General features: G+C 65.3%; 27 protein-coding genes and 1 tRNA gene. 19 read left to right on the forward strand and 9 right to left on the reverse strand.

The genetic code is table 11. The annotated features are described in order from the left end of the window. Nucleotides 1-11 precede the first annotated feature (11 nt). The 3 genes from ACM9ME_RS06190 to ACM9ME_RS06200 are packed head-to-tail and all read left to right on the forward strand — an operon-like array spanning nucleotide 12 to nucleotide 2,187. On the forward strand, nucleotides 12-1,148 hold the full coding sequence (locus tag ACM9ME_RS06190) for a bifunctional 2-C-methyl-D-erythritol 4-phosphate cytidylyltransferase/2-C-methyl-D-erythritol 2,4-cyclodiphosphate synthase (RefSeq protein ID WP_415642565.1): 1,137 nt from the start codon (nucleotides 12-14) through the stop codon (nucleotides 1,146-1,148). Next, nucleotides 1,145-1,678, forward strand: coding sequence for a hypothetical protein (locus ACM9ME_RS06195; protein ID WP_415642566.1), 534 nt, complete (start codon nucleotides 1,145-1,147; stop codon nucleotides 1,676-1,678). The genes ACM9ME_RS06190 and ACM9ME_RS06195 overlap by 4 nt, the downstream gene beginning before the upstream one ends. Beyond that, nucleotides 1,675-2,187, forward strand: a complete 513-nt coding sequence (locus tag ACM9ME_RS06200) for a CinA family protein (protein WP_415642567.1) — start codon at nucleotides 1,675-1,677, stop codon at nucleotides 2,185-2,187. The genes ACM9ME_RS06195 and ACM9ME_RS06200 overlap by 4 nt, the downstream gene beginning before the upstream one ends. Here the strand turns inward: ACM9ME_RS06200 and ACM9ME_RS06205 are convergent. After that, nucleotides 2,148-2,606, reverse strand: coding sequence for a type II toxin-antitoxin system RatA family toxin (locus ACM9ME_RS06205; protein ID WP_415642568.1), 459 nt, complete (start codon nucleotides 2,604-2,606; stop codon nucleotides 2,148-2,150). The two genes, ACM9ME_RS06200 and ACM9ME_RS06205, sit on opposite strands and share 40 nt — an antisense overlap. Further along, the gene (lipA, locus tag ACM9ME_RS06210) at nucleotides 2,606-3,526 is read right to left on the reverse strand and encodes a lipoyl synthase (RefSeq protein WP_415642569.1); all 921 of its coding nucleotides are present in this window, start codon (nucleotides 3,524-3,526) and stop codon (nucleotides 2,606-2,608) included. The genes ACM9ME_RS06205 and lipA overlap by 1 nt, the downstream gene beginning before the upstream one ends. Before the next feature lie 64 nt (nucleotides 3,527-3,590). On the opposite strand from lipA, the gene ACM9ME_RS06215 reads away from it, so the two are divergent. The 4 genes from ACM9ME_RS06215 to ACM9ME_RS06230 are packed head-to-tail and all read left to right on the forward strand — an operon-like array spanning nucleotide 3,591 to nucleotide 6,597. Further along, a complete protein-coding gene (locus ACM9ME_RS06215) occupies nucleotides 3,591-4,217 on the forward strand; it encodes a carbonic anhydrase (RefSeq protein ID WP_415642570.1) in 627 nt (208 codons plus the stop codon). Next, on the forward strand, nucleotides 4,217-5,731 hold the full coding sequence (locus tag ACM9ME_RS06220; RefSeq protein ID WP_415642704.1) for a DUF4403 family protein: 1,515 nt from the start codon (nucleotides 4,217-4,219) through the stop codon (nucleotides 5,729-5,731). Before ACM9ME_RS06215 ends, ACM9ME_RS06220 begins: the two co-directional genes overlap by 1 nt. A gap of 4 nt (nucleotides 5,732-5,735) precedes the next feature. Next, nucleotides 5,736-6,173, forward strand: coding sequence for a hypothetical protein (locus tag ACM9ME_RS06225; RefSeq protein WP_415642571.1), 438 nt, complete (start codon nucleotides 5,736-5,738; stop codon nucleotides 6,171-6,173). Further along, entirely contained in the window at nucleotides 6,118-6,597 is a 480-nt protein-coding gene (locus ACM9ME_RS06230) for a hypothetical protein (RefSeq protein ID WP_415642572.1), read from the forward strand. Before ACM9ME_RS06225 ends, ACM9ME_RS06230 begins: the two co-directional genes overlap by 56 nt. Here ACM9ME_RS06230 and ACM9ME_RS06235 read toward each other — a convergent pair. Continuing rightward, nucleotides 6,594-8,513 (reverse strand): potassium transporter Kup, encoded by a 1,920-nt coding sequence (locus ACM9ME_RS06235; RefSeq protein ID WP_415642573.1) that lies wholly within the window; start codon nucleotides 8,511-8,513, stop codon nucleotides 6,594-6,596. The two genes, ACM9ME_RS06230 and ACM9ME_RS06235, sit on opposite strands and share 4 nt — an antisense overlap. Nucleotides 8,514-8,661: 148 nt before the next feature. Between ACM9ME_RS06235 and ald the strand changes: the two genes are divergently transcribed. From ald to ACM9ME_RS06280, 9 genes are all read left to right on the forward strand, one after another. Next, nucleotides 8,662-9,762: an alanine dehydrogenase gene (gene ald / locus ACM9ME_RS06240; protein WP_415642574.1), complete on the forward strand. Its 1,101-nt coding sequence runs from the start codon at nucleotides 8,662-8,664 to the stop codon at nucleotides 9,760-9,762. 187 nt (nucleotides 9,763-9,949) lie between these two features. Then, nucleotides 9,950-10,168, forward strand: a complete 219-nt coding sequence (locus ACM9ME_RS06245; protein ID WP_415642575.1) for a DUF3072 domain-containing protein — start codon at nucleotides 9,950-9,952, stop codon at nucleotides 10,166-10,168. Nucleotides 10,169-10,413: 245 nt separating this feature from the next. Continuing rightward, entirely contained in the window at nucleotides 10,414-11,055 is a 642-nt protein-coding gene (locus ACM9ME_RS06250; protein WP_415642576.1) for a 50S ribosomal protein L25/general stress protein Ctc, read from the forward strand. Between the two features lie 38 nt (nucleotides 11,056-11,093). Then, nucleotides 11,094-11,672: an aminoacyl-tRNA hydrolase gene (pth, locus tag ACM9ME_RS06255; RefSeq protein ID WP_415642577.1), complete on the forward strand. Its 579-nt coding sequence runs from the start codon at nucleotides 11,094-11,096 to the stop codon at nucleotides 11,670-11,672. Further along, complete coding sequence (locus ACM9ME_RS06260) at nucleotides 11,669-13,072, forward strand: MFS transporter (protein WP_415642578.1); 1,404 nt, start codon at nucleotides 11,669-11,671, stop codon at nucleotides 13,070-13,072. Before pth ends, ACM9ME_RS06260 begins: the two co-directional genes overlap by 4 nt. After that, nucleotides 13,072-14,169, forward strand: coding sequence for a redox-regulated ATPase YchF (gene ychF / locus ACM9ME_RS06265; protein WP_415642579.1), 1,098 nt, complete (start codon nucleotides 13,072-13,074; stop codon nucleotides 14,167-14,169). Before ACM9ME_RS06260 ends, ychF begins: the two co-directional genes overlap by 1 nt. A gap of 11 nt (nucleotides 14,170-14,180) precedes the next feature. Continuing rightward, nucleotides 14,181-14,636, forward strand: coding sequence for a MaoC family dehydratase (locus tag ACM9ME_RS06270; RefSeq protein WP_415642580.1), 456 nt, complete (start codon nucleotides 14,181-14,183; stop codon nucleotides 14,634-14,636). Nucleotides 14,637-14,775: 139 nt separating this feature from the next. Then, entirely contained in the window at nucleotides 14,776-15,222 is a 447-nt protein-coding gene (dksA, locus tag ACM9ME_RS06275; protein WP_415642581.1) for an RNA polymerase-binding protein DksA, read from the forward strand. A gap of 55 nt (nucleotides 15,223-15,277) precedes the next feature. Further along, nucleotides 15,278-15,586 carry a PilZ domain-containing protein gene (locus tag ACM9ME_RS06280; protein ID WP_415642582.1) on the forward strand — a complete coding sequence of 103 codons (309 nt, stop codon included), beginning with the start codon at nucleotides 15,278-15,280 and terminating at the stop codon, nucleotides 15,584-15,586. Here the strand turns inward: ACM9ME_RS06280 and ACM9ME_RS06285 are convergent. Continuing rightward, nucleotides 15,583-15,738 carry a YdcH family protein gene (locus ACM9ME_RS06285; protein WP_415642583.1) on the reverse strand — a complete coding sequence of 52 codons (156 nt, stop codon included), beginning with the start codon at nucleotides 15,736-15,738 and terminating at the stop codon, nucleotides 15,583-15,585. The two genes, ACM9ME_RS06280 and ACM9ME_RS06285, sit on opposite strands and share 4 nt — an antisense overlap. 131 nt (nucleotides 15,739-15,869) lie before the next feature. Here ACM9ME_RS06285 and ACM9ME_RS06290 point away from each other — a divergent pair, with 131 nt between their 5' ends. Both ACM9ME_RS06290 and ACM9ME_RS06295 read left to right on the forward strand, forming a co-directional pair. Then, nucleotides 15,870-16,067, forward strand: coding sequence for a YdcH family protein (locus ACM9ME_RS06290; RefSeq protein ID WP_415642584.1), 198 nt, complete (start codon nucleotides 15,870-15,872; stop codon nucleotides 16,065-16,067). A 28-nt stretch (nucleotides 16,068-16,095) separates the two neighbouring features. Next, complete coding sequence (locus ACM9ME_RS06295) at nucleotides 16,096-16,533, forward strand: DUF1465 family protein (RefSeq protein WP_415642585.1); 438 nt, start codon at nucleotides 16,096-16,098, stop codon at nucleotides 16,531-16,533. Here ACM9ME_RS06295 and glpX read toward each other — a convergent pair. After that, the gene (glpX, locus tag ACM9ME_RS06300; RefSeq protein ID WP_415642586.1) at nucleotides 16,530-17,510 is read right to left on the reverse strand and encodes a class II fructose-bisphosphatase; all 981 of its coding nucleotides are present in this window, start codon (nucleotides 17,508-17,510) and stop codon (nucleotides 16,530-16,532) included. The two genes, ACM9ME_RS06295 and glpX, sit on opposite strands and share 4 nt — an antisense overlap. A 46-nt stretch (nucleotides 17,511-17,556) precedes the next feature. Between glpX and ACM9ME_RS06305 the strand changes: the two genes are divergently transcribed. Further along, nucleotides 17,557-17,919: a hypothetical protein gene (locus ACM9ME_RS06305; protein ID WP_415642587.1), complete on the forward strand. Its 363-nt coding sequence runs from the start codon at nucleotides 17,557-17,559 to the stop codon at nucleotides 17,917-17,919. A gap of 23 nt (nucleotides 17,920-17,942) precedes the next feature. Here the strand turns inward: ACM9ME_RS06305 and ACM9ME_RS06310 are convergent. The 4 genes from ACM9ME_RS06310 to ACM9ME_RS06325 all read right to left on the reverse strand — a co-directional run bounded on the left by ACM9ME_RS06310 (nucleotide 17,943) and on the right by ACM9ME_RS06325 (nucleotide 20,344). Continuing rightward, nucleotides 17,943-18,016: transfer RNA gene (locus ACM9ME_RS06310), tRNA-Gly, on the reverse strand. A 35-nt stretch (nucleotides 18,017-18,051) separates the two neighbouring features. After that, nucleotides 18,052-19,212 carry a CCA tRNA nucleotidyltransferase gene (locus tag ACM9ME_RS06315; RefSeq protein ID WP_415642588.1) on the reverse strand — a complete coding sequence of 387 codons (1,161 nt, stop codon included), beginning with the start codon at nucleotides 19,210-19,212 and terminating at the stop codon, nucleotides 18,052-18,054. Then, nucleotides 19,206-19,787, reverse strand: coding sequence for a CoA pyrophosphatase (locus ACM9ME_RS06320; RefSeq protein WP_415642589.1), 582 nt, complete (start codon nucleotides 19,785-19,787; stop codon nucleotides 19,206-19,208). Before ACM9ME_RS06320 ends, ACM9ME_RS06315 begins: the two co-directional genes overlap by 7 nt. After that, on the reverse strand, nucleotides 19,784-20,344 hold the full coding sequence (locus ACM9ME_RS06325) for a DUF1285 domain-containing protein (RefSeq protein ID WP_415642590.1): 561 nt from the start codon (nucleotides 20,342-20,344) through the stop codon (nucleotides 19,784-19,786). Before ACM9ME_RS06325 ends, ACM9ME_RS06320 begins: the two co-directional genes overlap by 4 nt. Between the last annotated feature and the right edge of the window lies 1 nt (nucleotide 20,345).

Genomic DNA, 20,345 nt, shown 5'->3' on the forward strand with positions numbered 1-20,345 from the left:
AGGCGATGACGATGCAAGTCGCCGCCCTGATCGTCGCTGCCGGAAAGGGCGAACGCGCCGGCGGCGATGTGCCAAAGCAGTTTCGCCTGCTTGGTGGCATCCCCGTCATCGCCCGCGCCGTCGATGCATTCGCCGGCATCCCGGTCCATATCGTCATCGGCGAGGGGCAGGAAGCCGAACTTGCCGCAGCCTTGGGCAGCCGCGCGGTCGCCAGCGTGACCACCGGCGGTGCCGAACGCCGCGATTCGGTTCGCGCGGGACTGGCAGCAGCGGCGGCATCGGGAGTGTCGCATGTCCTAATCCATGACGCCGCCAGACCCTTGCTACCGCGCGCGGTCATCGACCGCCTGCTGACCGCGCTCCACACCGCCGATGGCGCCGTCCCCGTGCTGCCGGTCGTCGATACACTGGCCCGCGGCACGACCACCCTTGGCGATACCATCGATCGCGCGACCCTCCATCGCATCCAGACCCCGCAGGCCTTCCGCCTCGACGCCATCATTGCCGCACACGATGTATGGACCGGCGATGCACCCACCGACGACGCTCAGGTTGCCCGCGCCCAAGGCATCGAGATCACGCTGGTCCCCGGCGACGCTGCCTTGGACAAACTGACTCACCCGGCCGACTTCGCACGTGCCGAAACCACGCTCGGCCGCTGGCAGCCGCGCACCGCCAGCGGATTCGACGTCCACCGCCTCGAACCGGGTGAAAGCCTGTGCCTCGGTGGCGTCGAGATCGCGCACACCCACGGCCTCAGCGGGCACTCCGACGCCGACGTCGCGCTCCACGCGCTGACCGATGCATTGCTCGGGACCATCGCCGCCGGCGATATCGGCAGCCACTTCCCGCCCAGCGATCCGCAATGGCGCGGCGCGCGCTCAGGACAATTCGTCGAACACGCCCGCGCCCTGATCGCGGCACAGGGCGGTCGTATCGTTCACGTCGATGTCACATTGGTCTGCGAAGCGCCCAAGATCGGTCCGCACCGCGACGCCATGCGCGCATCGATCGCGGCGCTTTTGGGACTCGACATCGGTCGCGTCAGCGTGAAGGCGACGACGACCGAACGACTCGGTTTTACCGGGCGGGGTGAGGGCATCGCGGCGCAGGCCGCAGCGACGGTGGAGTTGTGGCATTGGCAGTGAAACAGGGCAGATTTGGCGCGGCACTGATGGCGGCGGTGACCGTGTTTCAGGCAGGGAGCGCGAGCGCGGCGTGCCTTACCGAAGCTCAGTTTTCGGCGGCGGTCCGCTTCGTCGCGCCCGATTTGATCCAGGCGGGCGCGGGCAAGTGCGCCGCGCTGCTTCCGGCCAACAGTTATCTCGCCCGCAACGGAGCCTCACTTGCGGCGCGCTACCGCCCCGGTGCGGCAACGGCATGGCCCGACGTGCAGACCGCCCTCAAAGGCCAACCCGATCTAAAGATGTTCGCGGCGATGGATGAGACGACGGTGCGGGGCATGCTGTTGCCGATGCTCAACGAAGGCCTGACCAAGCAAAAGTTCAAGGCCGAAGATTGTGCGATCGCCGATGCCATCGCCGCGAACCTCGATCCCTTGCCGCCGCAAAACATGGTCGCGCTGATCACGACTTTTGTTCGGCTCAACAAGGGAAAGCCCGCCAAAACCCCCGACGGCAAGCCGCGCCCGCCGATCATCTGCCCGCCCGTGCAATGAACGACACGCCGATCCTCACGCTCCTGCCCACCGAACTGGTTGAGGCGGCGCGTCGGGCGATCGATGCCAATCGCGCCGCCGGGCGCACCGTTGCCGTCGCCGAAAGCTGCACCGGCGGGCTGGTTTCGGCGGCGCTGACCGAATTGCCCGGCTCATCCGACGTCTTCCTCGCGGGCTTCGTGACTTATGCCGACGATGCCAAGACCAGCATCGGCGTGGGCAGTGATATCGTCGAAACCTTCGGCGCGGTGTCGATCGCGACGGGCTGGGCGATGGCGCAAGCGGCCTTGAAGAGGAGCGGCGCCGACGTCGCGGTCGCGATCACCGGCATCGCGGGTCCGGGGGGCGGCAGCGAGAAGAAGCCGGTGGGCACCGTGGTCTTTGCCTGTGCGCTAAAAGGGCAGGACCCCGACGACATGCATGCCGACAAGCTTCAGTTCGGCGACCTCGGTCGCGGCGGTGTGCGGCTTCAGGCGGCGCTCAAGGCGCTCGAACTGCTGCTGCCGTAAAGCACCGCCGCGCGCGCTTCGAACGCGCCGATCATGCGGCGCAGCGCCAGGTCGAACATCTGCCCGGCAATGGCTTCGAACACGCGGTTCTTGAACGCGAAATCGACCGAGAAATCGACCTCGCAACCTTCGGGATGCGGCTTGAAGCGCCAGCAATTGCTGAGGCGGCTCAACGGCCCTTCGACATATTCGACATCGATCGCGCCCGGGCGGTCCTTTTTCACCCGGCTGGTGAAGCGCTCGCTCAATCCCTTGAAACCGACAATGAGGTCCGCGACCGCCAACGTCGGCGTATCCGACCGCACCCGCACCGCCGAAACCCACGGCAGGAATTCGGCATAACGCGAAACGTCGGCAACCATGTCGAACATCTGCTCCGGCGTGTACGGCAGGATGCGATGTTCGTGGTGCCGGGGCATCAGGCGCGCGCCAGCTGCGCCTCTCGCGCCGCACGCAGCTTCGCGAAATCGTCACCCGCGTGATAGCTCGACCGCGTCAGCGGCGAACTCGCGACCAGCAAAAACCCCTTGGCCCGCGCGATCGACGCATAAGCGTTGAACGTCGCCGGGGTGACGAAATCCATGACCTTGGCGTGACGCGGCGTGGGCTGGAGGTATTGGCCCAAGGTCAGGAAATCGACGCCCGCCGAACGCATGTCGTCCATCACCTGATGCACTTCGAGCCGGTCTTCGCCCAGGCCCATCATCATCCCCGATTTGGTGAAGATCGACGGGTCGAGCCGCTTGACCTGTTCCAGCAACCGCAGCGACGCATAATAACGCGCGCCGGGGCGGATCGTAGGGTACAGCCGCGGCACGGTCTCGAGGTTGTGGTTGTATACATCGGGCCGCGCGGCGACGATCGCCTCGACCGCGGCTTCATGCTTGTTGCGGAAATCAGGGGTCAGGATTTCGATCGTCGTCTGCGGCGTCGTGCGGCGCAGGGCTTCGATCACCTTGACGAACTGGCTCGCACCACCGTCCTTCAAATCGTCACGGTCGACCGAGGTGATGACGATGTGTTCCAAGCCCAGTTCGGCGGCGGCATCGGCGGTGTGCTGCGGCTCCAGCGGGTCGACCGCGCGCGGCATGCCGGTCTTGACGTTGCAGAACGCACAGGCGCGCGTGCACGTGTCGCCCAGGATCATCACCGTCGCGTGCTTCTTGGTCCAACATTCGCCGATATTGGGGCAAGCCGCCTCCTCGCACACCGTGGCGAGGTTCAGCCGGCGCATCAGCGCCTTGGTCTCGGCGAACGCCACGCCCATCGGCGCCTTGACGCGAATCCAGTCGGGCTTGCGCTGACGAACGGGGGTCTCGGAGGGAAGGATGGTGGCCATAGCGGCCAGATAGCGATGTGACGTCGCGCTTGCCACCCTCGACACGCAAACCTAGCGAGTGACGATGGACAAGCTCGTGGAAGGATATCGCCGTTGGCGCAGCGAAGGCTGGGTCAACGAACGCGCGCGCTGGGGCGAACTGGCGCAAGGCCAGTCGCCGCAGACCATGATCATCGCCTGTTCGGACAGCCGGGTCGATCCGGCGACGATCTTCGGCACCGTTCCGGGAGAGGTGTTCGTCGTTCGCAACATCGCCAACCTCGTGCCGCCTTATGAAGTCGGCGGCGGGCGGCACGGTGTGTCGGCGGCGTTGGAATTCGCGGTGACTCAGCTGAAGGTCGCGGAAATCGTGGTCATGGGCCACGGCGCCTGCGGCGGCGTCGCGGCGGCGCTCAACAAGACCTTCGATGGGGCAAAGGCCGGGGAGGGCGGGTTCATCGCGCACTGGATCGACATGCTGGATGAGGCGCGCGACCGGGTGATCGCGCAGCACGGCACCGGACCCGACGCCATCCGCGCGCTTGAACTGGAGGCGGTGAAGACCAGTCTGGCCAATCTCCGCACCTTTCCGTTCGTGCGGGAAGCGGAGGCCGCGGGCACGCTCAAGCTCAAGGGCGCGCTGTTCGCCATCGCCGACGGCTGCCTCCACGTCCTCGACGAAAGCGTCGGCACCTTCGCGCCTGTCGCGTGATGTATCGCGCGATGACGCTGGCCGGGCTCGTCCTGATCGCCGGGTGCAAAAAGGCGGTGGAGATCGTCCAGCCCGCGCCGCCGCGCCTGACCGCGCCGGTGACGGTCGCCGATCAGCCTTCGACGATTCGCATGCCCATCGCCGTGCCGCTGGCCGATCTGCGCCGCGAGATCGAAGGGGCCGTGCCGCGCGTGCTGCAGGTGATCGACGAACCGCCCCGCGTGTGCATCAAGACCAAGTCGAAACTGTTGCCCGATCTCACCTGCCGCCTGCGCGGACAGGTCACGCGCGGACCCATCGGCCTCACGGGCGCGGGTGACGTCATCACCCTGACCATCCCGGTGTCCGCGACCGTGCGCGCCGAAAACATCGGCAAGCTGATCAAGCATGAAACCGCGACCGGCGCGGTCGTCGTCACCACGCGCCTGCGCCTCGGCCTGCACCCCGATTGGACCCCGACGGCCAAGGTCGATGCGAATTATCGCTGGACCAACCCCATCGGCGTGGACTTTCTCGGGCAGCGCATCACCTTCGAATCGAAGGTCGATCCCAAACTCCATCAGATTCTGGCCCAGCTCGAACGCCAGCTGCCCGCAAAACTCGCAAAGGCCGGTGTGCGCGACAAGGCGGCGGGCATCTGGGCCAAGGGCTTCCGCGCCGAACGAGTCAAATCGGAACCGCTGATATGGGCGCGCTTCACGCCTCAGGCGATCGGCTTTTCGGGCTATCGCGTTATCGGCAATCAGCTCGTTGTCGGCCTGTCCGCGCGTATGAAGACCGAGACGATCTTCGGCAACAAGCCCGCCGACCCCCCGGTCACCCCGCTGCCGCGCCTCGAAGGGCCGATGGCGGAACAGGGCATCAACATGCACGTGCCCGCTTTCGTCCCCTATGGCATCCTCGAAGGCGCGGCGGGCGACGCGCTGATCAAACCCGGCAAGCGCACCCTCAAACTCACAAACGGTCATAGCGTCGATGTGACCGTGCGCCATGTGACCGTTTATGGATCGACGGGCGGAAAACTGGCAGTCGGACTCGACCTGCTGCTCGATGCGGTCGGTGGTCTCGTCGCGCCCAGCGGCACGGTGTGGTTCGTGGCAACGCCGGTGCTCGACATTCCAGGCCGCATCTTGTCGGTGCGCGACCTGACCCTCGTCGGTCGCACCGACAGCGCGGTGTTCAACGCGCTTGTCGCCGCGATCAACGATACCAGCCTGCACGATCAGCTGACGACGTCGCTGCGTTACGATTTCGCCAGGGATTATCAGTCCGGCCTGACCAAGGCGGATGCGTGGCTCAAGGAACAACCGTTCGAAGGGTTCGTGTTCAACGGCCATCTGGTCGGGGCGGCGATCCGCGATGCCCGCGTCGCGCCTGCGGGCGTGCTGATCTCCGCCGATGCGAAGGCCGCTGGCGGACTCACCTGGAACCCGTCGCGCGCCGCCGTGCTGGTCGCGCAACGCCACGCCAAACGCGACGCCAAGGAACGGGCCAAGAAACTCGCGGGCCAATAGGGGATTGCCGCCCGCATCGCTCGGCCTCGTCGTCCTCGCCGCGCTGATCCATGCGACGTGGAATCTGTTCGCCAAGCGCGCCGCCGGGGCGGGGGCCGTGTTCGTCCTCGTCTATAGCGCGATTTCCGCCTTGGCTTATGCGCCCTTCGCGATCTGGCAGATTGCGAACGGGAACCAAGCATGGAGCGTAACTGTCTTCGGCTTTCTGCTGCTCAGCGGCGCACTGCACTTCGTCTACAGCCTGACGCTCCAGCGCGGCTATCGCGCCGCCGATCTGTCCGTGGTCTATCCCGTCGCGCGGCACCGGCCCGGCGCTGTCGAGCGTGGGCGCCTTCATCCTCCTCGGCGAAATACCCGAAGCACGGGGGATCGCCGGGCTATGTGCGGTGATTGCCGGTATCGCGCTCATCGCCACCGACGGTCGCCTCGCACGCTTTCGTGAGCCCGGCGCGATGCACGGCATCAACTGGGGCCTGACCATCGGCGTGATGATCGCGGCCTATACCGTCGCGGACGGTTATGCAGTGAAGGCATTGCTGATCGCGCCTTTGGTGCTCGACTGGTGTTCGAACACAGTGCGCGCCACGCTGTTGCTCCCGGCACTGCGCGGTGGAAATTGGCGCGCGGCCATGACCGGCCATTGGCGCAGCGCAATCATCGTCGGCCTGATCTCACCGCTCGGCTACATCTTCGTGCTGACCGCGCTCGGCTGGGGCGCGCCGCTGCACATCGTCGCGCCGACGCGCGAAATGTCGATGATGGTCGGCGCGCTGTTCGGCCTCGCGTTTCTGGGAGAACGCGTCGGCCAATGGCGTCTGACCGGATGCGCTGTCCTAATCGGCGGCGTCGTCCTGCTCGCGGGCTAAATCTCGACCTGCGATCCCAATTCGACAACGCGGTTGGTCGGCAGGCGGAAAAACTCCATCGCGCTTTCCGCGTTGCGCAGCATCCAGGCGAACAGCTTTTCACGCCAGATCGCCATCCCCGGACGGCTGGAGGGAAGGAGAGTCTGGCGCGCGAGGAAGAAACTCGTGTCCATCATCTTGAACTCGCCGTTGCACGCGGTCACGCGCTTCAGGGCCGCTGGAACATCGGGTTCCTGCATGAATCCGTAATACAGCATCAGGCGGAAGAACCCCTCGCCCAGCGGGTCGAGCCCGCATTGCGTGTCCTCGGCGACCACCGGCACATCCTTGATCTTGACCGTCAACAGAATGACCCGCTCGTGCAGCACCTTGTTGTGCTTGAGGTTGTGCAACAGCGCGTGCGGCACGCCGTCCGGGGTGGACGTCATAAACACTGCCGTGCCGGGGACGCGGCTCGCGGATTGCGCCGCCGATTTGATGAACACCTGCAACGGCATCGCCGCTTCGCGCATGCGTGCGATCATCAACTGGCGGCCCTTGGCCCACGTCGTCAGCAGCGTGAACGCGACCAACGCGACCAGCAGCGGGAACCAGCCGCCATCGGGCACCTTGGTCAGGTTCGAGGCGAAATACAGCGCATCGATCGTGAAGAACACCGTGAACATCGGCACCGCCACCCAAACCGGCCACTTCCACACGCGGAACACCAGCACCGTCATCATGCATGTGGTGATGAACATCGTGCCGGTCACCGCAATGCCATAAGCGGCCGCCAGCGCCGACGATTCGCGGAACGCCAGCACCAACAGCATGACCATCACCATCAGCGCCCAATTGACCGTCGGGACATAGATCTGCCCGTGCGCCGATGCGCTGGTATGCTCGATCTTGAACCGGGGCATCAGGCCGAGCTGCACACCCTGCTGGATGACCGAAAACGCGCCGGTGATCACCGCCTGGCTGGCAATGACCGTCGCGACGGTGGCGAGGATCACGAGCGGCAGGCGCCAGCTTTCGCTCGCCATCAGGAAGAACGGGTTTTCAGCGGCACTGGGCGTATGGATCAAAAGCGCTGCCTGTCCCGAATAATTGAGCAACAGCGCGGGGAACACCAACCACACCCATGCCTGCTGGATCGGACGACGGCCAAAATGCCCCATGTCGGCGTACAGCGCCTCTGCGCCCGTCAGCGCCAGCACGATCGACCCCAGCGCGAGGAACGCCAATTTGGGATCGTGCATCACGAACCGCGCCGCCCACACTGGATTGACCGCGCCCAGAATTTCCGGCGCGCGGACGATGCTCATCACGCCCAGTCCGGCGAGGACCAGGAAATACACCACCATGATCGGCCCGAAAAACTTGCCGATCGTATCCGTGCCGCGCGACTGCACCACGAACAGGCCGATCAGGATCGCGACGGCCAGCGGCAGGACGAACGGCGCAAAGCCCGATTGCACGACGACCAGCCCCTCCACTGCCGACAGCACCGAAATCGCCGGGGTGATCATGCAATCGCCAAAGAACAACGCCGTCGCCAGGACACCGAGCATGACCAGACTGTGCGACCATCGACCGCCACCGGTCTTGCGCTGAATGAGCGCGAGGAGCGCCAGGCTGCCGCCTTCGCCCTTATTGTCCGCGCGCAGGATGATGCCGATATATTTGATGCTGACCACGATCAGCAGCGACCAGAACATCAGGCTCAGCACCCCGAAGATGTGCAGCAGGTCGCGCGCCAGCGGGTGATGCCCGACGAACACTTCCTTCATCGCGTACAGCGGGCTGGTGCCGATATCGCCGTAACACACGCCGACCGCGCCCAGCGCCAGCTTCTTCAAACTGCCGTGGACGTGCGGATGCGATTCCTCCTCGATGGGTGCGGAGGGTGCTTCCACGGATGCGGTCGCTGTCATGCGGGCGTCAACCCCAGCCTTTCGTTTCACTCGGCGACCCAGCGCGAAGCCGCGGGCCGGTAGCACCGCCCCCTGCAACGCGCAATCGAGACAGATGGATACGACCGCGATATAGGAACGCCATCCATAAAATTCAGGAGAGAGCGCAATGCGCGTCGGTGTCCCGAAAGAGATCAAGAATCACGAATATCGCGTCGGCCTGACCCCCGGGTCGGTCGCGGAGCTGACCGCCGCCGGTCACACCGTCAACATTCAAACCGGTGCCGGCCTCGGCATCGATTTTTCCGATCGGGATTATCAGGCGGTCGGTGCGACGATCCTGCCCGACGCGCCCGCCGTGTTCCGCGACAGCGACATGATCGTCAAGGTCAAGGAGCCGCAGGCGAGCGAGATCGCGCTGCTCGAACCGCGCCACGTCCTCTTCACCTATCTCCACCTCGCCCCCGATCCCGACCAGGCGACAGGGCTGATGAAGTCGGGCGCGACCTGTATCGCCTATGAAACCGTGACCTCGCGCACCGGCGCGCTGCCGTTGTTGAAACCAATGTCCGAAGTCGCGGGCCGCATGTCGGTGCAGGTCGGCGCGCATTACCTCGAAAAGGAACAGGGCGGACGTGGTGTTCTGCTCGGCGGCGTTCCGGGCGTTGCGCCAGCCAAGGTCGCGATCCTCGGCGGCGGCGTCTCCGGCGTCAACGCCGCGCAAATGGCCGTCGGCATGCGCGCCGACGTCACGATCTACGACATTTCGAACGATCGCCTTGCCGAGCTCGACATGTTCTTCTCCAGCCAGATCAAGACGCAATATGCGTCCAGCGCGGCCATCGCGGCGGCGGTGAAGAACGCCCACCTCGTCATCGGCGCGGTGCTTGTCCCCGGTGCTGCCGCCCCTAAGCTGGTCACGCGCGACATGGTCAAGACGATGAAGCGCGGCTCGGTGCTGGTCGACATCGCCATCGATCAGGGCGGCTGTTTCGAAACCAGCCACGCGACGACGCACGAGGACCCGGTGTTCGAAGTCGACGGCGTCATCCACTATTGCGTCGCCAACATGCCCGGCGCGGTCGCGCGCACCTCGGCCTTCGCGCTCAACAACGCCACGCTTCCGTTCGCGCTGCGTCTCGCCAATCTGGGTGCCGAAGCGGCGATGAGGGCCGACCCGCATCTCGCGAACGGCCTCAACGTCATGGCCGGCAAGATCCGCCATCAGGCGGTCGCCGAAGCGCTCGGCCACGAATACGTGCCATTTTAGTCTTCTACGTCACCCCGGCACAGGCCGGGGTCGCTCGAGGCGGTCGTCCTCCCTCGATAGCGGCCCCGGCCTCCGCCGGGGCGACGCGTGAATATCCAACGCCACCATCGTCACTCCGGACTTGATCTGGGCTCCAGCTTTCCCCTTTTCGATTGAACAATAGGAGAACATGTGCGTTACCTTGCACATGACCCAAACAGAAAACCCCAAAGACCATCCGACCGGCAATGCCGAGAAGGATCCCGACGACTGGACGACGGGCGACGAGCCGATGACCGGCGCCAAGGCGTCCTATCTCAAAACGCTGTCCGAAGAGGCGCATGCCGAATTCGACGACAGCCTGACCAAGGCTGATGCGTCGAAGCGCATCGACGAGCTTCAACAGGAGACCGGGCGCGGCACCTGACGCTCCACAGGCATGAATCACCATGAATCAATTGCGCAATCTTATGCGATCGAACATGAATCAGCATGAATCTCCGGTCCCCTCCCGCCGGGAGCTGGGGTGGGACATCACGCGTACCGCCTCCGCGTCAACATAATACAACGTAAGCCGCCAATTTGCCTTTCCGCGCCCCTCTCGTTACAGGCGCGCCACCCCGCATGGTCATCCCTGGAGGCGTGCGGGTTTAGGCAAACTGGAGTTATCATATGAGCGATCAGCTGACGCTGTCGGCCGAAGCGCGCGAACGAGCAGGCAAGGGAGCCTCTCGTGCCCTGCGTCGCGAAGGCCGCGTGCCGTGCGTAATCTACGGCAACAACGAAGACCCGCAGTCGATTCACGTCGAGGAAAAGGCGCTGATGAAGGCGCTGCACACGGGCCACTTCATGAATTCAGTGGTGATGGTCGGTGTCGGCGGCGGCAATGTCCGCACGCTGCCCAAGGACGTCGCCTTCCACCCGGTGACGGATCGTCCGCTGCACGTGGATTTCCTGCGCATTTCGGAACACGCCAAGGTTACGATCAACGTGCCGGTGCATTTCGATAACGAGGAAGACTCACCGGGCCTGAAGCGCGGCGGTGTGCTGAACATCGTGCGTCACGAGCTCGAACTGACCTGCGACGCGGCGGAAATGCCCGACGAGATTCGCATCGACCTGACCGGATACGAAGTCGGCGATTCGATCCACATCTCGAACGTCACCCTGCCCAAGGGTGCCGAATCGACGATCACCGATCGCGATTACACCATCGCCACGATCGTCGCGCCGTCGGCGCTCAAGTCGAGCGACGGCGATACCGACGAAGACGGTGCGGCTGACGCAGCCGAAGCCCCTTCGGGCGACGCGTGATCCTGGGCCCCTCCCGTTCGCGGGAGGGGCTTTAGACGATGCAGCTCTGGGTCGGCCTCGGTAATCCGGGTCCGCTGCACGCGATGCAGCGGCACAATGTCGGCTTCATGGCGGCCGACGTGATTCACGATCGCTACGGCTTCGATCCGTGGCGCGTGAAGCACAAGGGCGTGGCCGCGCAAGGCCGTATCGGCGGCGAGACCGTCCTACTCCTCAAGCCGCAAACCTTCATGAACGACAGCGGCGCGAGCGTCGGCGACGCGATGCGCTTCTACAAGGCCGAGGTCGAAGACGTGACAGTGTTCCACGACGAACTCGACATCGCCGCGATGAAGCTCAAGGTCCGCACCGGCGGCGGCACCGCAGGCCATAACGGCCTGCGCTCGACCGAGGCGCATATCGGCAACCCCTTCCGCCGCGTCCGCATCGGCATCGGCCATCCGGGCCACAAGGACCGCGTGACCGGCTACGTCCTCGGCAATTACGCCAAGTCCGAGATCGAACCGCTGAGCGACCTTCTCGCCGCCATCGCCGCCGAAGCCGAATGGTTGGCCAAGGGCGATGACGTGCGCTTTATGAACGACGTGGCGATGCGGATGCGGGATTTGGGCGCTTGACCGCTCGCCAGGCCGATAGGGGCGCCCAGAACTGGACGCTCGCCGGTTCGATCCTCGCTTCGAGTCTTGCCTTCGTCGACGGCTCGGTGACGAACGTCGCGCTGCCAGCGATCAAGGCCGACCTACAGACCGGCGCGGTCGGGCTGCAATGGGTTGTCAACGCCTACCTCCTGCCGCTCTCTGCGCTGCTATTGCTGGGTGGAGCCTTGGGCGACCGTTTTGGACGCCGGCGCATGTTCCTCGGCGGTATCGTTTTGTTCGCCATCGCCTCGGTCGCCTGCGCCCTCGCGCCAAGCCTCGGCGTCCTCCTCGCCGGCCGCATCGTGCAGGGTGTTGGCGCAGCGATGCTCATGCCCAACAGTCTCGCTTTGCTCGGTGGTGCTTTCGACGGCGAAGCACGGGGCAGGGCGATTGGCACCTGGGCCGCAGCGGGGGCAATTGCCGGAGCGCTCGGCCCGCTGGCGGGCGGCTGGCTGGTCCAGACCGTCGGCTGGCGCGCCATCTTCTACGTCAACCTGCCGCTCGCTGCCGGTGCCCTGTTGATTGGCTGGTTCAAGGTCGCCGAAAAGCGCGAAGATATCTTGCGCGCGATCGATTGGGCCGGCGTCGCCATTGCCACGCTGGCGCTTGGCGCGATCACCTGGGGACTGACAACCGCAGGCGGCGATCATCCGCAGCCCGCGCTTGGCGGGGCTGTGGTGGGTGGCGGCCTGCTCGCCTTCATCCTGTTCGTCTGGCTCGAAAAGCATCGCGGCGACGATGCGATCATGCCGCTTGCCATGTTCGGGACCAAGAGCTTTGCTGGTCTGACGCTCCTGACCTTCCTGCTCTACGCGGCGCTCGGCGGGCTGTTCGTCGTGCTGCCCTACATGCTGATCGAAAATCAGGGCTATTCCCCGACACAGGCTGGCGCGGCTTTGTTGCCACTCCCCGCCGTGCTCGGTATTTCGGGACGGATCATGGGCGGGGTTGCCGGCCGGATCGGGCCGCGCCTGCCACTGACCATCGGCCCGGCGATCGTCGCGATCGGTTTCGCGCTGATGATCCGCGTCACGCCCGAGGCGAGCTACTGGACTTCGACGCTGCCCGCTTTGCTGGTCATTTCGATCGGCATGGCGGGTGCCGTCGCGCCGCTGACCACCGCAGTGATGGCATCGGTCGATGGCGATCATGTCGGTACGGCCAACGGCTTCAACTCGGCGGTGGCGCGCACCGGCGGGCTGATTGCAACGGCATTGCTCGGCAGCGTTCTCGCCGCCAAAGGTGATGATCTGACCAACGCATTCCATCTCGCCGCGCTGGCCGCTTCGGCGGCGGCGGCGGCCGGGGCGGCGCTCGCGGCGCTGCTCCTGCTCCGTGCGGACGAGATCAAGACAGACCAGAAAGCTGAAGGCATCTAATGGGTTTCAAATGCGGGATCGTCGGGCTGCCCAATGTCGGCAAGTCCACTCTGTTTAATGCGCTGACGCAAACCGCAGCGGCGCAGGCGGCGAATTATCCGTTCTGCACGATCGAGCCCAATGTCGGCCAAGTCGCGGTCCCCGATCCGCGTCTCGACAAATTGGCCGAGATCGCGGGCAGCGCGAAGAAGATCGAGACGCAACTGGCGTTCGTCGACATTGCCGGGCTGGTTCGCGGCGCGTCGACGGGGGAGGGACTGGGCAACCAGTTCCTCGGCAACATCCGCGAAGTCGATGCCATCGTCCACGTCCTGCGCTGTTTCGAAGGCGAAGTGACGCACGTCGAGGGTAAGGTCGATCCGATCGCCGACGCTGAAACCGTCGAAACCGAGTTGATGCTCGCCGACTTGGAAAGCCTCGAAAAACGCGTTCCCGCGCTCGCCAAGAAAGGCCAGTCGGGCGACAAGGATGCCAAGGCCGCCGCGATCGTTCTCGGCCGCGCGCTCGAACTGCTGCGCCAAGGCAAGCCCGCGCGCGGCGTCGAGGCGAATGGCGAGGAGGAGGAACGCGCGCTCGATCAGGCGCAACTGCTGACCGCCAAACCGGTGCTCTACGTCTGCAACGTCGACGAAGGCTCGGCCGCCGAGGGTAACGCATTGTCGGCCCGCGTGTTCGAACGCGCCAAGGCCGAAGGTGCACAAGCGGTCGTCGTCTCGGCGGAAATCGAAGCCGAGATCGCCACCCTGGCCGACGAGGACCGCGCCGAATTCCTGTCGGACCTGGGTCTCAGCGAGACGGGCCTCAACCGCGTCGTCCGCGCCGGCTATACGCTGCTCGATCTGCTGACCTTCTTCACCTGCGGCCCCAAGGAGGCGCGCGCCTGGACCATCACCAAGGGATCGAAGGCACCGCAGGCGGCGGGCGCGATCCATTCGGACTTCGAACGCGGCTTCATCCGCGCCGAAACCATCGCCTATGCCGACTATGTTGCGCTCGGCGGCGAATCGGGCGCGCGCGATGCCGGCAAATTGCGTTCCGAAGGCAAAGACTACGTCGTCCATGACGGCGACGTCCTGCTGTTCCGCTTCAACGTCTGAGGATTGGATCGATGCAATATTTCGAAGATCTGGAAATTGGCGCGAAGCGGTCGTTCGGTCGGTATGAAGTGAAGCGCGACGAGGTGATCGAGTTCGCCTCGCGCTTCGATCCGCAACCCTTCCATCTCGATGACGATGCAGCGGCGGCGACGCATTTCGGCCGCTTGTCGGCGTCGGGCTGGCACACCTGCGCAATGACCATGGCGATGAACGTCGCGGCGATGGGAGAGCAGCAACAGGCCGGTCTCGGCGCGGCGGGGATCGACGAGCTGCGCTGGCTCAAACCGGTCTATCCGGGCGATGTGCTCAGGTGCGAAACCGAATTGCTCGACAAGACGCCGTCGCGCAGCCGCCCGGAAATGGGTTCGTTCCGCAGCCGCACGACGGTGTTCAATCAGGACGATCAAAAGGTGATGAGCTTCATCGCCCTCGGCCTGATTCGCACGCGCGCCGGTGCCGCCGCCTGACCTTCGCACCCGTTAACCCTTCATTTAACTGGATTTTCGCAAAGGGGCGCACGGTGAGTCGGTCGCTTGTGCCGCCTTGGCGCGCTGCTATAGGCGCGGTTGAGGTCAGGGCGGGGGCCGCGACCGGCGGAGATTTTGCATGGCGAGTGTGGCGACAGTCGTGGACGGTGCGGTTCCTCCGCTTCCCGCCAGCTATCGCCCCAGCGCGGACGAAGAATTTATGGGTCCGCGCCAACAGGCATATTTCCGCGACAAGCTGCTCAACTGGAAAGAAGACATTTTGCGCGAAGGCGCGGGGACGCTGGCCACGCTCAAATCCGAACCGCTGCGCGAACCCGACGCCACCGACCGCGCGTCGAGCGAGACCGACTGGTCGATCGAACTGCGCACCCGCGATCGCCAGCGCAAGCTGATCGCCAAGATCGAAGCCGCGATTCGGCGGATCGACGAGGGCGAATATGGCTATTGCGAAGTGACCGGCGAACCGATTTCGCTGGGGCGTCTCGAAGCACGGCCGATCGCGACGATGTCGGTCGAAGCGCAGGAACGCCATGAGCGTCAGGAAAAAGTGTCCCGCGACGAGTAATTAAGGGTTCATATAAACCCTTGCGCTATGCATCGGCGCAACCAAGATGCGTACCATGACAATTTTGAAGGCCGTTACGGCAGATTCGCGCCAGGCTGAGCGCGAGACCCTCATTCTCACGGCGCGCTTGAAGCGCGTCGGCAGCGCGGCGTTTGCCGTCACCGTTCGCAATCTGTCGGCTGTGGGAATGATGGTGGAGGGCGAAACGCCCCTAACGGTGGATGAAGCTGTGGTTGCCGAAATTGCCGGCCTGGGCAAAGTCCCGGGGCGCATCGCCTGGACTCAGGAGGACCGTGCGGGGATGGCGTTCGATGCGCCGGTCGATCCGACGCGCGCCCGCCGCCCCCGTCTCACGGCGGTCTAAAAGCGCGACAGCGCTTCTTTTACCTTCATTTTCTGTTTTTTGAGCATCGACAGCAGCGCGTTGTCGGGGCGTGGGCGGCTGCGTTCCTCGGCGATCCGCCGGTCAAAATCCGCATGTTTGGTGTTGAGGGCCGAAACGTGTGCGCTGTCCATCGAGTGATCTCCTTCGCCAGTGTCGTGGTCCAGAGTGGATCACTTTCAGCGGCAAAAGTCTCCACAAATTTCGTTAGCGTATCGGAAAGCCGGTCTTTCCACGCGACGGGGCGTTGCGCTACCGGAGCGGTATGGATGAATCGCAACTGATCGCGAAGCTCGAAATTCTCAGCACCGAACACCGCGATCTCGATGCGGCGATCGACGCGATGGCGTTTCAGGGGAGCGCGGACCAACTGGCAATGGCCCGCCTCAAGAAACGCAAATTGCAACTGAAGGATCAGATCGGGGCGATTCGCGACCAGTTGATCCCCGACATTATCGCCTAGCTAAGAATTTAGCGGGTAATCCCACTTTATGCTCGAACGCCGCCTGATCGACAGTCTGTATACCGAAGCCATGCTGCTCGGCGACGAGGCGCGGGGCTATTTCGGCGAGCCTTGCCACACCGCGCGTGACGCGCTGCTGGCGCTCGACCGGATGCATTTCAGTATCGAAGCGCTGAAGATCACCACGCGCCTGATGCACATCCTGTCGTGGCTGCTGACCCAGCGCGCGGTCGATGCGGGTGAGATTTCGCCGCAGATGGCACTGGCCCAGACGCACCGCTTGGCGCCGGCCATCGACAGCGATCCCGCGATCGTCGCGGCATTGCCCGATGAAGCACGCGCGTTGGCCGAGGGGAGCATCGAACTTTATCGCCGTGTGCAGCGCCTCGACGACAGCCTCGACGCCAAGACCGCCGGATCCAACCCGGCGCACCAGTTGCTCGATCGGCTGAAGGACGCGCTTTAGCCGCGCAGGCCCTTGCGGTGCTCGCCCTTGACCCAGCGCACCGTTCCCGAGCTCGCGCGCATCACGACGGTGTGCGTGGTCATCAGGCCGCCCTTCATGCGCTTGACGCCGTCGAGCAGCGAACCATCAGTGACCCCCGTCGCGGCAAAGATGCAATCGCCCTTGGCCAGTTCCTCGAGATCGTAAATGTGGTCGAGATCCTCGATGCCCCATTTGCGCGCGCGGCTGCGCTCGTCGTCGTTGCGGAACAGCAGCCGCCCCTTGAACTGCCCGCCGACGCAACGCAGCGCCGCCGCGGCCAAAACCCCCTCGGGCGCGCCGCCCGACCCCATGTACATATCGATCGTGGTGTCGGGATTGGTCGTCGCGATCACCCCGGCCACGTCGCCATCGGGGATCAGCATGATGCCGCACCCGAGGCCGCGCAATTCGGCGATCAGCGATTCGTGGCGTGGCCTGTCGAGTACGCAGACGATGATCTCGTCGGGCTGAACCCCCTTGGCCATCGCCACCGCGCGCACATTTTCGCTCGGCGATTTGGCGAGGTCGATCACACCGGGGGGATAGCCCGGCCCGCACGCGAGCTTGTCCATGTAAACGTCGGGCGCGTTGAGCAGGTTGCCGTGCTCCGCCACCGCCAGCACGGCGAGCGCGTTCGGCCCGGCCTTGGCGGTAATCGTAGTGCCCTCGAGCGGGTCGAGCGCGATGTCGATCTTGGGCCCGGTGCCCTGCGCGGAGCCGACCTTTTCGCCGATGTACAGCATCGGCGCTTCGTCGCGCTCGCCTTCGCCGATGACCACGGTGCCGTCCATCGCCAATTCGTTGAGTGCGGCGCGCATCGCTTCGACGGCGGCGGCATCGGCGGCCTTTTCGTCGCCGCGCCCGATCAGCGTGGAGGCAGCGATCGCCGCCGCTTCGGTGACGCGCACCATTTCCATAACGAGGACGCGGTCGAGAACGGCGCTGGCGGTAGTCATGATTTGTGATAGCTCCCGGGAATACGCGCGCCGATAGGGGAGCCGGATGACACTGTCGAGAATGGTCGGTCTGATCGTCGCAGCAATCGCGCTTCCGGCGCAGGCCGAACCGATGGCCCGCTATCACCAGCTGACCCAAGTTGCGGTGCGCGGCTGCGCACAACCGAGCTCACCCAATGAAATTCAGGTTTGCGGCCGGCGCGCCGCCGATCAGTGGCGACTGCCGCTGATCGGGCGGCTGCCGGGCGATCCGCACGCCGAAACAGTTTCGATGGAACGCAACCGTTTGGCCAGCGCGCCAAAGCTCAAATGCGGCATCGGCGCGATCCTCGCCGGGTGCGGCATGGTCGGCGTGAGCGTATCGACCACGAGCACCGGCCCGCCGCGGTTCCGGACGCCGGCGGACTGACGGACGCAAACTCGAAGGTCATTTGGAGCGGGTGAAGGGAATCGAACCCTCGTCGTAAGCTTGGAAGGCTTCTGCTCTACCATTGAGCTACACCCGCATGCCTGCCGCCGCTAAGGCGGACCGAGCGCGCGGTCAACGCTCGAGCTGTTCCGCCACCAGCGCATCGAGCGCGGGTCCCTGCGGAAAACCCGCTGCGATCCATGCCGCTTCGATCCGCGCCAGCGCCTGACCGACATCGGGCCCCGAAGCCAGCCCACGCCCAATCAGGTCGGCGCCACGGATCGGCAATGACGGTGGCGGAGCCAGTGTCGCCGCCGCCTCGGCATCGCCGCGCAACAACAAACGGTCTGCGGCGCTCTCGACACCCAGCCGATAAGCCATTGCCGGCGGCGCGCCCGCTTCGGTCCAGCCTGCGGCCAGCGTCAGTCGCTTGCTCTGCGCCTTCGACAGCTTCAGGCGCGCCGCCACGCCGGAGGCCAGCGCCTCATCGGGACCCAATAACGCCGCCAGCCGCCTTATCGCCGACGGATCGCTTTCGATCAGAGCCAGGGCCGCCAGCCGCGCTACTCCGGCGGCATCGATTTCTGGCAGCACCGATCGTAAAATCCCCTGCGCCACCATCACCGCAAGCGTCGGCGCGGGATCGTCGCTCGCGAGCAAACGCAGCAATTCGCTGGCGATCCGCTCTCGCGACAGCGCCATCAGATCGTTGGCGCGCGCGATGCATGCCGCCAACCCGGCGGCATCGGGCAGCCCGTTCCCGAACCGCGCGTGAAAGCGGAAAAAGCGCAGGATCCGCAAATGATCCTCGGCGATGCGCTCCAGCGGTTCGCCGATGAACCGGACCCGCCGCGCGTCCAGATCGCTCAGACCGTCGAAATAATCGCTGACCCGCCCGTCGCCGATGTCGCCATACAGCGCATTGATCGTGAAATCGCGTCGTGCGGCGTCGGCCCGCCAATCGTCGGTAAACGCAACCTCGGCATGGCGCCCGTCGGTCGCGACGTCGCGGCGCAAGGTGGTTACCTCGACCGGTCCGTCGGGCGTGACCGCCGTCACCGTGCCGTGCTTCAGGCCGGTCGGTACCGCCTTGAACCGGCTCGCCTGCACGCACGTCATCACCTCGTCGGGCCGCAACCGCGTCGCCAGATCGATGTCGGCGACGGGCAGGTCGAGCAGCGTATCGCGCACCGCGCCGCCCACCGCGCGCGTTTCCGCATCGCCGCCGAGCAGCTCGACCAGTTCGACCAGGCTCGCGCGCGACCGCCAGCCGCCTGGCGGAAGCGTCACCATTTGAGCCGCAACGCCAGATTGGCGAGCATCGCCGCCGTTGCTCCCCAGATCCGCCGATCCGCCCACATCGCCTCGCGATAGCGCCGTTCAGTGCCTTGGAACATCACCGTCCGCTCGGTCCAACTCGCGGGATCGAGCGCAAAGCTCAGCGGCACTTCGAAGACCGCCGCCACTTCGGCATCATGCGGCACCAGCGGCAGGTCCGGCGGAATCACCGCCACCACCGGCGTCACCGCAAAGCCGGTGATCGTGCGATACGCGGGCAGCGTCGCGATGATTTCGGGGACATGGCGGGGCAGGGCGATCTCCTCCTCCGCCTCGCGCAACGCCGCGGCGATGTCGTCGGCATCTTCGGGATCGACTCGCCCGCCGGGGAACGCCACTTGCCCCGGGTGCCGCCGCATCGTGTCGGGCCGTTGCGTCAGGATCAGTCCCGGCTCTGCCCGGTCGGTAATCGCGATCAGCACCGCCGCCGCGACCGACGCCCCGCTCATTATACTGTCGTCACCCGCCGACAGCGGTGCCTCGCCATCGGTCTCCGCCAGCCTTGCGCGCAACCGCTCGGTGAGGGTCACGCAGCCGCCATCGGAAAGAATGTGCCGGCACTCCACACGCCCAGCGGTTCGCCATCGGCCAACGCCATGTCCGCAAGCTCGTAAAACACCGGCCGCGCGACCAGTGCCTCGAGGCCGGCGCGCACGTGCAGATACGGCCGCGGCTCGCCATCATGCTCCTCGAATCGCAGCGCATGTGCGGCGTCCGCCACCACCAGATCGCCGGTGTTCAGCCGGAACGCCAGTTCGCGCGTACGGCCCGCACCCTCGCTTTTGACCTCGACGGCGACGAACGGCGCGTCCTCGACCACGATGTCGAGTTTCTCCCCCGGCGTGACGAGAACGTATCCGCCATCCGCCTCGCGCCTCAGAATCGTCGAGAACAAAGCAACCATGGCGGGGCGTCCAATCGGCGATCCCTGGTGAAACCACGTCCCGTCGCGGGCGATGCGCATTTCGCTGTCGCCGCAATGCGTCGGATGCCAGTTCTCGACCGGCGGCAGGCGCTTTTCGGCCAGCGCCTTGGCCACGTCGGCCAGCGACATGGTGTCGAGATCGGGTGGCGGCGGCATCGGCATC

Origin of the sequence: Sphingomonas antarctica (assembly GCF_965137005.1) — a bacterium.
Classification (GTDB): domain Bacteria; phylum Pseudomonadota; class Alphaproteobacteria; order Sphingomonadales; family Sphingomonadaceae; genus Sphingomonas_O; species Sphingomonas_O antarctica.

Coding starts and splice junctions, on each gene's coding strand:
- ACM9ME_RS06250 (WP_415642576.1), top strand. CDS start 10,414: ATGAGCGATCAGCTGACGCTGTCGGCCGAAGCGCGCGAACGAGCAGGC.
- ACM9ME_RS06205 (WP_415642568.1), bottom strand. CDS start 2,606: ATGCCCCGGCACCACGAACATCGCATCCTGCCGTACACGCCGGAGCAG.
- ACM9ME_RS06270 (WP_415642580.1), top strand. CDS start 14,181: ATGCAATATTTCGAAGATCTGGAAATTGGCGCGAAGCGGTCGTTCGGT.
- ACM9ME_RS06215 (WP_415642570.1), top strand. CDS start 3,591: ATGGACAAGCTCGTGGAAGGATATCGCCGTTGGCGCAGCGAAGGCTGG.
- dksA (WP_415642581.1), top strand. CDS start 14,776: ATGGCGAGTGTGGCGACAGTCGTGGACGGTGCGGTTCCTCCGCTTCCC.
- ACM9ME_RS06220 (WP_415642704.1), top strand. CDS start 4,217: ATGTATCGCGCGATGACGCTGGCCGGGCTCGTCCTGATCGCCGGGTGC.
- ACM9ME_RS06315 (WP_415642588.1), bottom strand. CDS start 19,212: ATGGTGACGCTTCCGCCAGGCGGCTGGCGGTCGCGCGCGAGCCTGGTC.
- ACM9ME_RS06285 (WP_415642583.1), bottom strand. CDS start 15,738: ATGGACAGCGCACACGTTTCGGCCCTCAACACCAAACATGCGGATTTT.
- ACM9ME_RS06325 (WP_415642590.1), bottom strand. CDS start 20,344: ATGCCGATGCCGCCGCCACCCGATCTCGACACCATGTCGCTGGCCGAC.
- ACM9ME_RS06295 (WP_415642585.1), top strand. CDS start 16,096: ATGCTCGAACGCCGCCTGATCGACAGTCTGTATACCGAAGCCATGCTG.
- pth (WP_415642577.1), top strand. CDS start 11,094: ATGCAGCTCTGGGTCGGCCTCGGTAATCCGGGTCCGCTGCACGCGATG.
- ACM9ME_RS06200 (WP_415642567.1), top strand. CDS start 1,675: ATGAACGACACGCCGATCCTCACGCTCCTGCCCACCGAACTGGTTGAG.
- ychF (WP_415642579.1), top strand. CDS start 13,072: ATGGGTTTCAAATGCGGGATCGTCGGGCTGCCCAATGTCGGCAAGTCC.
- ACM9ME_RS06245 (WP_415642575.1), top strand. CDS start 9,950: ATGACCCAAACAGAAAACCCCAAAGACCATCCGACCGGCAATGCCGAG.
- ACM9ME_RS06290 (WP_415642584.1), top strand. CDS start 15,870: ATGGATGAATCGCAACTGATCGCGAAGCTCGAAATTCTCAGCACCGAA.
- ald (WP_415642574.1), top strand. CDS start 8,662: ATGCGCGTCGGTGTCCCGAAAGAGATCAAGAATCACGAATATCGCGTC.
- ACM9ME_RS06305 (WP_415642587.1), top strand. CDS start 17,557: ATGACACTGTCGAGAATGGTCGGTCTGATCGTCGCAGCAATCGCGCTT.
- ACM9ME_RS06235 (WP_415642573.1), bottom strand. CDS start 8,513: ATGACAGCGACCGCATCCGTGGAAGCACCCTCCGCACCCATCGAGGAG.
- ACM9ME_RS06280 (WP_415642582.1), top strand. CDS start 15,278: ATGACAATTTTGAAGGCCGTTACGGCAGATTCGCGCCAGGCTGAGCGC.
- ACM9ME_RS06190 (WP_415642565.1), top strand. CDS start 12: ATGCAAGTCGCCGCCCTGATCGTCGCTGCCGGAAAGGGCGAACGCGCC.
- glpX (WP_415642586.1), bottom strand. CDS start 17,510: ATGACTACCGCCAGCGCCGTTCTCGACCGCGTCCTCGTTATGGAAATG.
- lipA (WP_415642569.1), bottom strand. CDS start 3,526: ATGGCCACCATCCTTCCCTCCGAGACCCCCGTTCGTCAGCGCAAGCCC.